At 54.6% G+C, this 15,182-nt stretch carries 7 protein-coding genes; all 7 read left to right on the plus strand.

Annotated features, from left to right (window positions below; genetic code table 11):
- Positions 1 to 77 precede the first annotated feature (77 nt).
- The 7 genes from SCARR_RS02045 to tnpC all read left to right on the plus strand — a co-directional run bounded on the left by SCARR_RS02045 (position 78) and on the right by tnpC (position 15,152).
- Positions 78 to 4,733 (plus strand): putative glycoside hydrolase, encoded by a 4,656-nt coding sequence (locus tag SCARR_RS02045; protein WP_136059863.1) that lies wholly within the window; start codon positions 78 to 80, stop codon positions 4,731 to 4,733.
- Between the two features lie 283 nt (positions 4,734 to 5,016).
- Positions 5,017 to 10,689, plus strand: coding sequence for an Ig-like domain-containing protein (locus SCARR_RS02050; RefSeq protein WP_136059864.1), 5,673 nt, complete (start codon positions 5,017 to 5,019; stop codon positions 10,687 to 10,689).
- Between the two features lie 57 nt (positions 10,690 to 10,746).
- A complete protein-coding gene (locus tag SCARR_RS02055) occupies positions 10,747 to 11,007 on the plus strand; it encodes a hypothetical protein (protein WP_136059865.1) in 261 nt (86 codons plus the stop codon).
- Between the two features lie 60 nt (positions 11,008 to 11,067).
- Positions 11,068 to 12,468, plus strand: coding sequence for a sulfatase family protein (locus SCARR_RS02060; protein ID WP_222846141.1), 1,401 nt, complete (start codon positions 11,068 to 11,070; stop codon positions 12,466 to 12,468).
- Between the two features lie 444 nt (positions 12,469 to 12,912).
- The gene (tnpA, locus tag SCARR_RS02065) at positions 12,913 to 13,242 is read left to right on the plus strand and encodes an IS66 family insertion sequence element accessory protein TnpA (RefSeq protein ID WP_136059866.1); all 330 of its coding nucleotides are present in this window, start codon (positions 12,913 to 12,915) and stop codon (positions 13,240 to 13,242) included.
- Positions 13,230 to 13,577: an IS66 family insertion sequence element accessory protein TnpB gene (gene tnpB / locus SCARR_RS02070; RefSeq protein ID WP_136059867.1), complete on the plus strand. Its 348-nt coding sequence runs from the start codon at positions 13,230 to 13,232 to the stop codon at positions 13,575 to 13,577. Before tnpA ends, tnpB begins: the two co-directional genes overlap by 13 nt.
- A gap of 63 nt (positions 13,578 to 13,640) precedes the next feature.
- Positions 13,641 to 15,152, plus strand: coding sequence for an IS66 family transposase (gene tnpC / locus SCARR_RS02075; protein ID WP_281281164.1), 1,512 nt, complete (start codon positions 13,641 to 13,643; stop codon positions 15,150 to 15,152).
- The last annotated feature ends 30 nt before the right edge of the window (positions 15,153 to 15,182 follow it).

Below are 15,182 nucleotides of genomic sequence, written 5' to 3' on the forward strand. Positions count from 1 at the left end.
TTTTGGAGCATTGATTCGGGGGATTGACTTCGGTAGCTGTTATTTATTTCTGGGCAAGAAGGACGTAGGGAACGGCAATGAAAAGAGCAAAATCAATAGCAGGTTGCTTGAGTTTATGCATGGGCCTGATTTCGGTGCCGGATGCTCATGCGTCCGTCAACCTTAATGGACTGACGCCGGTGGGTGTCACGACGGTTGATCGCCAAAGTTCATGGGAGAGCCTGTTCATGGGGGCTCCCATTGCGGATGACGATGCTTCAGATGGTTTCGGTGTTAGAGTCAAGGCGTTCTCTGCGGATGGCCTGTCAGAAGCCGTATTGCCTGTATTGAATGACGGACTCGCGGCAACACAGGATAATGATCCGGTGCAGTCGGTCTCTTTTTCGGGTGACGGATACTTTGGCCTGACCCTGCCCGGCCGCACGGACGTTGAGAAAATCAATACCTACAGCCGCAAGGATGATTCGTCGGGAAACGAGGCGGCGCGTCAGCTTTTTACGTTGTGGGGATCGAATGAGCATGAAATGCTGGATCCTGTTTTTACGAATGGGCTCGCCTCCGGCTGGGAATATATCGCGCAGGTGGATACCGCAGGGGCATTTAACGGTGGTTTGCATGGATCCTCTGTAGCTGCTGCCGGAGGAGGTGCGCTGGGAACCTACTGCCACCTGCTGTGGGTCGTTGAAGCCAAGCCGACCCCGACTCTATTTGCCGAAGTCGATGTGATTGCGGTCGACAAAGGCTATCCTGAATTCTCATGGGATAAAATTCCGTTGAATATGCACATTGGAGCGTCTTATACCGTATGGGAGCGTGACGAAAACGGAGACCCGATTCTCGACGGCAACGGAAATCCGAGAACGGATATGGTTCATGGGTTAACCGCAGCAGAAACTGCGGAAGTCGCGGCCCGCTACGATTTCATCACCCTCACCGGCGGAAGCTGGACGGGTGAATATTTCGATGAGGTCGCGGGGGCTGAAGAGGTCTACTCCCAGGCAGCTCAGGATATAAAAGCTCTGAACCCTGATGCAAAGGTTCTGTTCTACTGGCCGCCGGATGGGCTGAAGCCGCATTACGCTGAAACGCTTAATCTGGAAGGTCCGGCAGAAAAATTTGTGCAGGTGAACGAGAATTATAAGTATTTGGCTGTTGCGAACCCGGCGGTTCGGGACTGGTGGACCGACATTGCCGGCCGGACAATTACGCAGTACAATTGCGACGGCGTTTTTATAGATGGCTACAGTTCACACACACCCGGACATCCTGCAAGCAGTCCGTACCTCAGTATTGCCGAGAACGAGGTATTGAATAATTTGCGCTTTACGATGTGGGAAGAGGCGAGGGCGAAGATGGGTCCTGTCGGGATGCAGATACTCAATCCCATTCATGGGGGTTGGGAAAACGATGCCGGCACCGGCGGCGGCTGGGATCATTTGATGGCCACGGACGGGGCCATGATCGACAATTTTATCCGTGCGGATATGGATACGCTGGATGACAGCCATTTTATCGATAACATCGTGACTCTGTCGACGGCGGCGAAGGAAGGCAAGGTCATGATCCTCAAGGCGTGGCCTGAGTTCAACTGGATTGCCTCTCCTTACTCCGAGATGACCGTATCGGAAAAAAATCAGTTGCTTTATGAGCGACGCGAATTTCCTATGGCGTGTTTCCTGATTGGCGCGGGGAAATATTCATATCTTTGCTATTCCTGGGGATGGAGTCGTGATAGCGGTTCCCTTAATTCATGGGGTTCGGGAGACGACGCCGGTTCGATGATGCCGATTCCTGAATACGAAAAGTCGCTGGGTGCACCTTTGGGGGATTATGAACGTTACGGTCTGGTCTTTACCCGTGAATTTGAACACGCGTTTGTTTATGTGGATATAAAAAACAGGGAAAGCCACATTGAGTGGGCAGAGGACTACACCAACTTAATCGTGATGTCGTCCGCATTCATTAATTCCGAATACGCCGGCAGTTTAAGTGAGGCGCTCCCGGGGGCTTCGGGATTTAGCAAGATCGATGGACCGGCGTGGTTGCAGGTTGCGGCCGACGGGTCGCTTAGCGGAACGCCCGCAGGATCGGATCAGGGGATGAACTATTTAAATGTTTCCTATTCGGATGGCCAATCCACAACCGGGACTGTTCGTATCCTCGTGTTGAACCGGCCTCCTGTTGCAGATGCGGGGGCTGATCAGAACGTGACGCTGATGGATCAAGGCCTCTGGACCCCGGAAAAGCTTCAGCAATGTACGGCCTGGTATGACGCGGCGGATACCGCAACAATTACAGCAAGTGGCGGCCGGGTCAGCCAATGGGACGATAAAAGCAGCAATGGCTACCACATGACGCAGGAAGCCGAAGCCAGCCAGCCCATAAATCAACCTGGAGAGTCTGTCTCGTTTTCGGGCGGCGGCTACTATCTGAATAATGCAAATGCGCTCGCCAATGCCATCGATTACAATAATACGACGGTCATTATGATGTTGAATGCAAACGCAGCTTCCGGGTGTCTTCTGGGGAATGCATATGGGGGTGCCGAGGTGGGTGTTGCTGCAAGATTTCCGGTTCACTTCGGAATCGGAACCTTGTTTGGATCTTCTGTCGGGATTGGGCCAACTATAGGCTCTGATGAAATTACGAGCATGTTCAACAACCCTCTTGAAGAAAAAGGGTTGGTTAATGTGTTCGCCGATGAAAAGCTGACTGAGGACAATGAAGTTGGTATTGGACTCCCGACATACACATCCTTCTCTCTGGGGGCAGCCAGGGCAGCGTCAGGTTACAGCTGTGATGCGTATTTGAGGGAAGTGATTATTGCACCGGGACTGTCGACGCTCGACCGTCAGATGGTCGAAGGATATCTTGCCCATAAGTGGGAGATGTCGGCAAACCTGCCGGCAGAACATCCTTTTAAGGCGGTTGCCCCGGGAGGATTTATGGTCTCAGCCAACCTTTCCGGGGTCGGAAACGACCCGGACGGTGATGCGGTGAGCGCGGTCTGGAGCAAGGAGAGCGGGCCCGGAGAGGTTTCCTTTGTCGATCCCTTTGATTTTAATACCACGGCCACTTTCTATGTGCCCGGCACATACACGTTGCGACTTGTTGTTTCCGATGACTACGGTGCGACCGATTCGGATACCGTCACCGTCACCGTTGAGTGGGATGGGCAATTTCCTCCTGTAGCCGACCCCCAAAGCGTAAACGTAGAGAAGAATACGTTCGTGGACATCACATTGACCGGAAGTGATTGGGAAGGCAGCAACCTGATCTATTCCGTGGAGAGTAATCCCACCAATGGGGCGTTGACAGGCACGGCTCCGGATCTGACCTATACGCCGGACACGAATTACACTGGGCCAGACAGTTTCACTTTCACGGTCAACGATGGCGTAACAAACAGTGCGTCCGCCACGGTTTCGATTTCAGTATATCTGCAAGAGCCGCCTGTAGCCGACCCCCAGAGCGTGAACGTAGAGAAGAATACGTTCGTTGACATCATATTGACCGGAAGCGATCCGGAAGGCAGCAACCTGACCTATTCTGTGACGGATACACTCACCCATGGTGTGTTGACGGGGACGGCTCCGGACCTGACCTATACGCCGGATACGGATTACACAGGGCCAGACAGTTTCACCTTTACGGTTAACGATGGCGAAACAAACAGCGAACCGGCCACGGTTTCCATATGGGTGTATGCACAGCCAGCGGGAACGCTCTACGAAGAAGATTTCTCGGTCGATCCGGGGTATGTCGGCAACAACGCCACGGCGATAGGTGCCGTTGGTTCAGCAAATGCATATTTCACATTTGGCGACTACAATGGCACCCCTGAAATTGGTGTGACCACGGGAACCGGCGTGCTTCACTTCGACTCAAATACCACCGGCAGCAGTGCGCGTTCGCGGGGCCTGTCGGTATTTATCGATACGTCGGCTGCGACCGCGGGAATCTATACCGTCTTATTCGAGGTCAGCAACTGGGTAGCCGGCACGGGTACGGCGGGATTTAAGGTGCATGAAGGAAGCGGTCTTAATGCCGGCTATATCGAATTGGATAATGCCGACAACAACGATGCTGGAAGCACGCCAAACTTCGGCGGAACGGCAGCCTCGACCTTGCTCGGAAGTACCTGGGGAGCCGGTGCCAAGGGAACGGGCATCTCGAGCAATGGAACGGTGAGCTTTGATGTCGAACTGACCGAGGCCGGCGAGTCCGGGGATTGGATGGCGTTGGCATGGGTTCAGGTAAGGTCAACGGACACAGCAATGGCTCCGAAATTCGACGTCGATAACGTGTGGGTGGGTCAGGGTGCTCCGCCCATGGATGGGAGTTCATATAGCGCATGGTCGGTTTCCTATAACCTGACCGGAGACGATGCGTTGGAGAGCTCCGATGTGGAGCCGGACGGGCTCGACAACCTGGCGGAATACGCCCTCGGCGGAAACCCGACCAACGCCGACGCCGATGCTGTTGCGCCGGTTGCCTACGTAGTTACGGTCCTTGGAACCAACTGGTTCTATTTGGTTCACAACAGACGCACGGATGATCAATCCCTTCGTTATACGCTGGGAACTAAAACGAATCTTACAGGTGTTTCGTGGGATACGAATGATGTTCATGTTGTAGGAGAGTCGGTTGAGTCTGATGGCTTCAAGACCGTCACCAACCGGACCGAGGCCGCAACAGCGGCCAAGTTCATCAAGCTGGAAGTCAGCAAGTAAACTATTGTGATTACTCTTCGTGCCGGGAATGATGTTGCGAACTCCGCTCCAAATATTGAGATTCATGCAGGAAACGCGCCTGTCGCAACATAATGAACTACGCAACATAAGAGTGGTTTAAGCGAATTCTTCGAGAGAATAATTGAACCATTTCTGTTGTTGGCCGGCATCCTCTAAACGGATGATAGGAGTGCTGTGCCGGGGAGCTATTATATAGGTCATAGATAAGAACTTTTGCGACGGTACGAAACCGTCGCCATAATGTTAGAGAAAAGAGGGAAAGATGAAAAAGATAAAAAATATTATCATGATCAGTGTGGCGCTTTTGCTGTTCGCCCCGTGCGGATTTGCCGGTTCATTGACTCTTCCCACGACCTTTGCGGATCACATGGTCCTGCAGCGGGATCAGGCGGTTCCTGTCTGGGGGACAGCCAGTTCGGAGGCCGAGGTCACCGTTGAGTTTTCCGGACAGATAAAAACCACCATCGCCGAATATGACGGCCGCTGGCGGGTCGATCTGGATGCCCTGTCGGCCTCAGCCACTGCTCAAACGTTGATCGTTTCATCCGGCGGTCAGACGACTGTGATTACCGATGTTCTCGTGGGGGAAGTGTGGCTTTGCTCCGGGCAGTCCAATATGGATTGGAACCTTCGGGAAACCGGGGGAGATTATCCGTTGATCCGGATTTACAATGCGCCTCATGTTTATTCCGCGACCCCGCAAGAAACCATTGCGGCGACGTGGGATGTCTGCACGCCCGTCACGGCCGAAGACTGTTCCGCAGTGGCCTACTATTTTGCGGTAAAGCTGCAGGAGGAACTCGGTGTTCCGATCGGTCTGCTGCGGAGCGCCTTGGGGGGCACCAAAATCGAGCCGTGGACCCCGCCTGAAGGGTTTTACAATATGGACTCGTTGACCGATATCGTGGCGGAAATGAATAACCTCACGGATGAAAATGCAACCGAACAATCGCCGTCGGCGCTGTATAATGGGATGATCCACGCCCACGTCCCGTATGCGATGCGCGGAGCCATTTGGTATCAGGGAGAATCTAATCGTGGCGACGGGATGCTTTACCGTGATAAAACCGAAGCCCTGCTCAACGGCTGGCGCGAGCGGTGGGGCGAAGCCTTTCCCTATTATTTCGTTCAGCTCGCCTCGTATGGTGCTGTGGCCACGAATGTTCTGCCCGAATTCTGGGAAGCGCAGTCGGCCATTGTCGCAACCATTCCCAACACCGGTATGGCCGTTATCACCGATGCCTCGGACCTCGATCGCATCCATCCGGCGGACAAGCTGACCCCTGGAACGCGTCTGGCCCTGCTGGCTCTGGATAACACCTATGGCCAGGACATAGTCAGCACAGGACCGGTTTTCCAAACCTTGGAAAGTACGAACGGCACGCTGGAAGTTTATTTTGATTCCGCCGTCGGACTGACCACCCGCGACGCTCTGGCTCCAGACTGGTTTGAAATTGCTGGAAGCGATGACGTGTTCAGCTCCGCCGTGGCGGGGATCGTCGACGAGCATGTGGTCTTGAGTTCGCCGAGCGTTCCCGCGCCTGTTTCCGTGCGTTTTGCATGGAGCAGTATCGCCATGCCGAATCTGGTAAACGGAGCGGGTCTGGTGGCTTCCGCATTCCGGGCGGGTGAATGGGCCCCGGTCGATACAAATAATGCGCCCGGTTTCAGCAGCGATCCAATCAGTGGAAGCACCGGCGGTGTGGCCGTGGCCTATAGCGGAACACTGGCCGGATCGGCAACGGATGCGGACAGCGACAGCCTGACCTATCACAAACTCTCCGGCCCGGCCTGGTTGAACGTTGCATTGGACGGACAGCTCAGTGGAACGCCCGCCGCGAGCGATCTGGGTTCGAACAGCTGGTCGGTCTGGGTGTCCGACGGATCGGGCGGAACCGGATTTGCGACGCTGGAGATACCGGTTGGGGTCTCAACGCTCAGTCAGGTTTCAACCGGCGCGCAGGCAGAAGCCCCGTCTGCCGCTGACTATGCCGATGTTTCGCAAGGCAACGGCGTAACGATCTCCTGCGTTGCCGGAACACCCGCCGGTGCCGGACTCTCCATTCTGGTCGACGGCGCGGCGCAACCCAGTGTCAGCCATACGGCATCAAGCCTCTGGTTTTCCGATGCGGGCCCGAATCGTCTGGTGATGGAATTTTCGGAAACCGTTCAGGTGGGTGAAGTGAATACCTATTCCTGGTATGCGAATCAGAAATACGATTTCTACTACAGTAATGCGGAGTCGCTTCCCGATGCAACCTCCGCTGCGGCGGATGGCACCGCGTTGGTTTCCAATGGCTGGATGCTGATCACATCGGTGGATGCCGGAGTCCCCGCAACGCAGACGAATCAGGTTTCGGTGAATACGCTGAATTCATTTGGAGAGCCGTTGGTTGAGGCTCGTTGGTTGTTATGGGATATTCAGCACGAGGAGACCTTCTATGGGGAGATGGATGTTTTCGCCAACAGGATTCCGGTCTTCAGCGGCGATCCCATCACGAACGCAAACGGAACGCTGGAGTCTGGGCTCGATGCGGCCACCGGGACGATCAAGGCCAAAGGGTTGGCCTACAGCGGAACGGTGGCAGGATCCGCAACGGATGCGGATAACGACACGCTGATTTACAGCAAGTACAGCGGCCCGAACTGGCTGCAGATTGCAACGAACGGTGCGCTCAGCGGGGTGCCGACTTCGGCGGATACCAATCTGAACAGCTGGGTCATACAGGTTTCTGACGGGCAGGGGGGGCTCGATTACACAACGCTCCTCATCCAGGTCGATTCCGTGGATTCCACTAATTCGATCGTGCCGAATGTACTGGTTGAGTGGGGATCTGCTGTCGCGGAAACAAACATTGTGACGAGCCAGCAGGTTGTGGCGAACGTGCAGGGCAACACCTACGATCCGAACACGCTGATCAGTCCGGCGGTCGGCACTAATTATTACGAATTTGCCGGCACCAGCCGGACGCCCTCCTTCTATGGCGCGGGAAGCATCAACAGCGGCGAAACAGATATCCAAGACGGAGCTGAAGGGGACTATATGGAAACCCGTATGAATGCAGCCGGATGGGGGGGCAACTATCGGGGTATGCTCGTCTGGCAGGATCAAGATTTCCTGACGGATGGACGCGAGATTGCCACGTTCTCAATTGTAGCCAAGTCACGTGATTCCGCTGATAGCGGCTCGGTACGCTGGCTCGTTGAAAAAGACGGCCAATTCTACATCAGCACGGATCGCTACATCATTAACGGAAGTTCATTTACCTCGTTTGCCGTCGAGGATGCATCCACCCTTTCGTGGGTCGCGTTCACCCCGTTTTCGGGGGGGATTGAAACGATTGGAACCGTTACGACGAATATTACGCTGGATTACGTGACATCGGTCGGCTACTACTTCGACGGAACGACGACGGCTTTCCATACCGGTTGCTTTGTGACGCACTTCCGGTGCGTGGCCACTGGCGTGGGGCAACCGCCGCAAAACCGTGCTCCAGCAGCCGACCCCCAGAGCGTAGACGTAGAGAAGAATACGTTCGTTGACATCACATTGACCGGAAGTGATCCGGAAGGCAGCAACCTGACCTATTCTGTGACGGATACACTCTCCCATGGTGTGTTGAACGGCACGGCTCCGAACCTGACCTATACGCCAAACACAGACTATGAGGGGGGCGACAGTTTCACGTTCACGGTCAATGACGGCGAAACAAACAGTGCGCCCGCCACGGTTTCCATAGGGGTGCTTGCGCAGCCGGAGGGAACGCTCTATGAAGAAGATTTCAATCTCAATCCGGGGTATACCGCCTCCGAAGACCACGCGGTAGGTGCCGCTGGTTCAGTGGCACCCTATCACGTATTTGGTGAGTGGGGTGGCGCCGCTACGTTTCCCGTGACCCAGGCCGGCGGTGTGCTTTCCATCGGCTCAGACACCGGCGGCAGCAGTGCGCGTAATCGGGGCATTACGGTAACTATCGATACGTCGGCTGCGGTCGCGGGAACCTATACCGTCTCATTCGATGTCAGCAACTGGGTAGCCGGCACGGGGTCGGCGGGAATGGCGGTGCATGAAGGAAGCGGCCTTGATACCCTCTATGCCCTGTGGGATGTTGGCGCTAACAGTGCTGCCGACGCCTGGCCGCGGAACCTAGGAACGGCACCTAGCACCGTGATCGGCGACACCGGCTCCCGTGGAACGGGCATCACGGCCAATGGAACGTATAGCTTTAATGTCGAACTGACCGAGGCAGGCGTGGCCGGGGATTATATGACGTTGGCATTTGCTCAGATAAGGACACTTGGCACGGCATTGGCTCCGACATTCGACATCGACAATGTGCGGGTCGCTGAATCGAGCGGGGAAAACCTTCCTCCAGTCGCCGATGATGATAGCGTAGACGTGGTGCAGAATACATTCGTGGACATCACATTGGTCGCAATTGATCCGGAAGGCAGCAACCTGGCCTATTCTGTGGGCACGCCCTCCAACGGTGTGTTGACGGGGACGGCTCCGGACCTGACCTATACGCCGGACACGGATTATACCGGGCCAGACAGCTTTACCTTTACGGTCAACGATGGCGAAACAAACAGCGAGCCGGCCACGGTTTCGATTTCGGTAAATCCGCAAAGTCCGCCTGTTGCCGACGCGCAAGGCGTAGTCGTAGAGAAGAATACGTTTGTCGACATCATATTGACCGGAAGCGATCCAGAAGGCAGCAACCTGGCCTATTCTGTGGCGAGTGATCCCACCAACGGTGTGTTGACGGGGACGGCTCCGGACCTGACCTATACGCCGGATTCGGATTATCTCGGGCTAGACAGCTTTACCTTTACGGTTAACGATGGCGATGCAAACAGCGAACCGGCCACGGTTTCCATAGAGGTGTCTGCGCCGCCGGAGGCCGGTGATATGGTTCAGTGGGGCTCTGCCGCAGGTGAGACCGATATTATTGTGGCAACCACGATCAATAATGCGAACAATATGCAGACCACGTGGGATGGAGACCTGCTTACTGGAGGATATGCCGGTTATTATCCGAACGCAGGCACCACCCGGTCGCCCAACATTTATGGGGCTTCATCGATTGCCAATGAGGAAGTCGAGATTGTCGATGATGCATCCGGAGATTATATTCGGACCGCATCCAACGTTTCGGGGTACGGCTATAACTTAAAAGGAATGCACGTCTGGCAGGATTTTCTGACAATGGCTCGGGCGGTCACAGACTTTTCTGTTACGGTCGGGGGAATAGCTGGCAACACCGGGACCATTCAGTGGCTGGTTGAGCAGGACAGTCAGTGGTATGTCAGCACGCAAACCTTCGCCTACACGGGTGCCGTATTCACGAATCATTCAGCCTCGGTTTCAAGTCTGACCTGGAACCTGTTTGCCCCGTTTTCTGGTGGAACGGCAACCATTGGCGCGGCGGCAACTCCGACGCTGGATAACGTTACAGCCGTTGGTTACTACTTTGATGTGACCGCCTCGGGGAACTTTGCGGCCGCAAATGTGAAGTATTTTCAGTGCCGGGGGGAGGCTACATCCCCGTATAACGCATGGGCGGAATCCTATAACCTGACCGGCGACGATGCGTTGAAAGGCTCCGATGTGGAGCCGGACGGGCTCGATAACCTGATGGAATATGCCCTCGGCGGCAATCCGACCAATGATGACGCGGCCGCAGTTTCTCCGAGCACCTATATGGCCGACGATGGCGGCACGAACTGGTTCTACCACGTCTATAATCAAAACCAGGATCCAGACCTGACCTTTGAGGTGGGCGCCACGTCCAACCTGGTCACCACCGCGGCCGACACCAACGACATCGAGTTGGTTGGCCAGACGGCGGAATCCGGCGGCTTCAAGACCGTCACCAACCGGACCAAGGCCGCAACAGTTGCCAAATTCATCAAACTGGAAGTCAGCAAGTAAACTGTTGTGATAAGAAATTTGGCGGCGGCACGAGACCGCCGCCATAATGAGAGAAAAGTGAACAAGATGAAAAAGATTATCATGATCAGTGTGGCACTTTTGCTGTTCGCCCCGTGTGGATTTGCCGTTTCATTGACTCTTCCCACGGCCTTTGCGGATCACATGGTCCCGCCGCGGGGTCAGGCGGTTCCTGTCTGGGGGACAGCCAGTTCGGAAGCCAAGGACATGGCCGGTCTGAAGCCGGAGATTGCGACACGATTAAGGTTCAAATTGGGCAAGTGGCAAAAAAGTTGCGAACAAAATTTGAAGGATCTATAGTCGAATGTCCGGTGACTACCGGAACGAAAACGTCCCTGCAAACAAAAGAATGGAGTGCAAATGAAAATGAAGTGGTTGAAGTTGGGTTTTGTCGGATTTGTGGTTGCCCTTTTGAGCGTGGCGAATGTCCAGGCTGAACAGGCGCGCCCAAACATTCTTTTCATCTTTGGCGATGACTGGGGTTGGGGCGATCTGAGTTGCCACGGGCATCCCTATGTCAAAACACCGAACATTGACCGGCTGGCGGAGGAGGGGACGGACTTCCATCGTTTCACGGTGGCCAGCGGTGTGTGCTCGCCTAGCCGGACTGCGGTGGTGACCGGACACTTTCCAGCCCGCTACAATATTGACGGTCATTTTGCCTGGGTGCCGACCAATGAGAAGCGCGGCATGCCCGACTGGCTGTCCCTGGATGCTCCCTTCCTGCCCCGCATGCTGACAAAGGGCGGCTATGCCACGGCCCACTACGGAAAGTGGCACCTCTCCAACAACATGATTCCCGATTCACCCGTGCCAAGCGAATATGGCTACGACGAGTATGGCGCGTTCAACTGCGCGGGGGAACAGATGCCGGTGCATGAAGATGCCGACAACGCGATTGCTTTCATCGAAAAAAGCCACAAGGCGGGCAAACCGTTCTTCATCAATCTGTGGATGCACGAACCGCACACGCCGTTCCACACCGTACCGAAATACCGCTGGCGCTTTCCCGATCTGGAAGAGGCCGACAATATCTATGCCTCGGTCCTGTCGCATGCCGACGACCGCATCGGCGAAGTGCTCGACGCATTGGATCGCCTGGGCATTGCGGACAACACGCTGGTGGTCTTTAGTTCCGACAACGGGCCGGCTCGCGCGGCGAAGCCGACGAAACCTTCGCTGCAGCACGACACCGCCACCGGCGCTGGTTTTGGGATCGGTGCCTCCAAGGGCATCACCGGCGGACGAAAGGGATACAAAAGCGCGCTCTTCGAAGGTGGCATCGGCGTTCCGTTCATTGTCCGCTGGCCCGGGAAAGTGGCGGCGGGAAAGGTGGATGACGTATCGCTCATCTCCGCCGTTGATTTGTTGCCCACATTTTGCGAAGTGGCCGGGGTAGCGTTGCCCGCCTCCTATCGCCCGGACGGGGTAAGCCAGCTCGCCGTGTTGAAAGGTGCAACAGCACCGAAGCGTGAAAAACCCTTGTTCTGGAAATTCGATTCCCCGTGGCCGGCTCAGCAAGGCAAGTCCGACCATTGGGTTTCCTTCGCCGTGGTGGACCAAACTTGGAAGTTGGTCGCCAACAAGGATATGGGCTACGTCGAACTCTACGACATCGCCGCCGACCCATACGAAACAAACGACCAGAAAGAACAGCACCCGGAAGTCGTGAAGCAACTGCTCAAAAAAATCGATGCCTGGCGGAAAACCCTTCCGGTGAAACCCGAGGGCGATGTCTTTTCAGAGCTGCGCACCCGATAAACCTAGATGTTTCTGTAACGGATATACTGCGTCATGAAATAGTTGTTCTGTCGGACAGGATCCAAACGATCTATTTTTTGGCTCCTCGCTACGTTGAATGGATCAAACGCATTGTTTGACGGGATATGCCCATCAATAATGGAGCAGGAACTTCCATAAAAGTCAGTAGATTCCACTCCAGGAAATCGCCATACAGTTGCTCCAGAGATCGTTTCATGAAAACAATAGTTTCCTATGTAAAAGGAAGCTGTAAGAGGAACGTGTCCTACAAATACAGGGAGCTATTACGTTGATGCCATTCGGGGCAGTCCGCCTTAAGCGTCATTTTGGGTTTTAGCTCCGGGTTTATGAGTTTCCAATGGGTGGACCGGAGGTGTCCCGAAAGTATGCGCCTCTTCCCCGACCCCATAGGCAAGCCAGCCAAAGCCTGATAATTTATCGGGCATGGATACGAATGAAAATAATGGGTTGGGGCGTGCTTCTTATACGGATGAAGAACGCCGGGAGTTGATCGAGGAATATAAAACGTCTGGTTTGACACAGGCGGCGTTCTGTCGGGAATGGAATCTCAATTCCAAAACGCTGGCCCGCTGGCTGCGAATCGAGCGGGAAGATAATGAGGTGTCTTTTTGCGAGGTCGAGCTTCGCCGTGAAGCGGTTCTGGCTGATGAGGTGCGAATTCGCCTTCCGAATCAGATTGAGGTCGTGGTTCCGATTGCCTCTTCGGCAGGACTTGGCACCGTGCTTAGGGAGGCTGCCGGATGTTTGGATTAAGTAATTCGATCCGGGTATTCTTGGCGGTGGAGCCAGTGGACTTGCGTAAAAGTTTTAACGGACTGCATGGGGTTGTGCTGGATCGACTGAAGGAGGATCCGTGTTCGGGGGCGCTGTATGTATTTACGAATCGCCGACGGAACCGGATCAAAACACTGTACTGGGACGGCACGGGCATGTGGGTGGCGATCAAACGACTGGAGCAAGGTTGCTTTACCTGGCCGCAGGGCGTTGGAGAAAGTGAAAAACTCGCACTCGCACCGGAAGCACTGGCCCTCCTGCTCGATGGCGTTGACCTGAAGCAGGGCTCGTTTAAGCCCTGGTACCAACGCTGATTCTTTTGCGTTTTTCGCCAGGTTGGTGCCGCATTTTTTACGAGTTTTGATATAATGTGCGGCATGGTTTATACGCGTGAAAATTTCAATCAACTGCTCGCCGAAAATGCGAGTCTAAAGAGCGAGGTAAACCTGCTTCAGGAAAAAGTTCAGTGCCTGATGAAGAAGCTATTCGGGCGCAGTTCGGAAAAACTCAGCCCCGATCAGCTGGAACTCGAGCTTGAAGAACTTCGCGAACTGCAAGAGGCTTTGGAGCTGGCCGAAACGAAAGCCGAGTTGGCCGAAGAAGAACAAAAGGAATCAAAACGAGGGAAGCGCAAGGGGCTCGATGCGCGCATTCCCAAAGACCTCCCGACCGAAACCATTATTATTGATCCAGATGAAGTTCTTGCCCATCCGGAGCTGTACAAAAAGATTGCCGAAGTCCGCACCGAAAAACTAGATGTCACGCCGACGCGCTTCTTTCGCACGGTCATCATTCGCAACAAATACAAGAAGCGCGACGACCGTTCCATTGCTCCGCTGATTGCTCCCGCGCCGAAGCAACTGATCGAAAACTCCTACGCTTCCACCGGACTGGTTCTTCATATCATCCTGAGTAAATACTGCGACCACCTCCCGCTTTATCGGCAGGAACAAATTTTTAAGCAACGCTTTGGAGTTGAGATCAGTCGGAAAACGATGGGCGGATGGATGTATCTCGTAGCCCAATGGTTATCTCTGATCTATGAAGCACTTCGAAATGAAATCCGCGCGAGCGGATACATTCAGGCCGACGAGACTTTTATCAAATATCAAGATCCGAAAAAGGACTACTGTCCCAACGGATACCTATGGGCTTATCATTCGCCAGGCAAAGGTGTGCTCTTTGAATGGTATGCTAGTCGCGCTGCGACCTGCCTTGACTCGATGTTGGTTGATTATGCCGGGCTGCTGCAAACCGATGGCTACGCTGGCTATACCAGCTGGCTGAATAAGAAGTCGCATGCAAAAGAAAAAGCCGCAATCATTCATGCCGCCTGCTGGGCGCATGCCCGCCGCAAGTTCAGAGAGGTTCCGGGCAATCCGACTGCGGAGGACATCGTGAAACGCATTGCCAAACTTTACCGGGTTGAAAGAAAACTGCGCAACAACCCCGACCTCGACCCCGCCGCATATCGACGGGAACACGCAACACCCGTTATGGAAGGAATCAAAACCATTCTCGAAACCGAACGGTTCCGGCAGCTGCCGCAAAGCAATTTCGGTAAAGCGATCAACTACACCCTCGAACGCTGGGATGCGCTCAACTTCTACCTTGAGCATGGGTGGCTCGAAATCGACAACAACCTTGTCGAGAACGCCATTCGGCCGACCGCCATCGGAAAAAAGAATTTTCTCTTTTTCGGCAGCCCTGACTCCGGCCAGACCAGCGCTGTTATCTATAGCCTCATTGAAACCTGCCGAAAGCTCGATATCAATCCGGCAGTCTACCTTCGTGAAGTCCTTACGGCTTTACCGACCATGAATCAATCCGAAGCGGCCAGTTGGACGCCTGCCCGCTGGAAATCAAACCGCGAAACCACCTGCGAGTAACTCCGTCAAGGCGGTCGCCGAAGAGACGCA

This window comes from Pontiella sulfatireligans (assembly GCF_900890705.1).
Taxonomy (GTDB): domain Bacteria; phylum Verrucomicrobiota; class Kiritimatiellia; order Kiritimatiellales; family Pontiellaceae; genus Pontiella; species Pontiella sulfatireligans.

Bases quoted from the DNA above. Each gene is read 5' to 3' on its own strand.
- SCARR_RS02060 (WP_222846141.1), top strand. From the start codon at position 11,068: ATGAAAATGAAGTGGTTGAAGTTGGGTTTTGTCGGATTTGTGGTTGCC.
- SCARR_RS02045 (WP_136059863.1), top strand. From the start codon at position 78: ATGAAAAGAGCAAAATCAATAGCAGGTTGCTTGAGTTTATGCATGGGC.
- tnpB (WP_136059867.1), top strand. From the start codon at position 13,230: ATGTTTGGATTAAGTAATTCGATCCGGGTATTCTTGGCGGTGGAGCCA.
- tnpC (WP_281281164.1), top strand. From the start codon at position 13,641: ATGGTTTATACGCGTGAAAATTTCAATCAACTGCTCGCCGAAAATGCG.
- SCARR_RS02050 (WP_136059864.1), top strand. From the start codon at position 5,017: ATGAAAAAGATAAAAAATATTATCATGATCAGTGTGGCGCTTTTGCTG.
- tnpA (WP_136059866.1), top strand. From the start codon at position 12,913: ATGGATACGAATGAAAATAATGGGTTGGGGCGTGCTTCTTATACGGAT.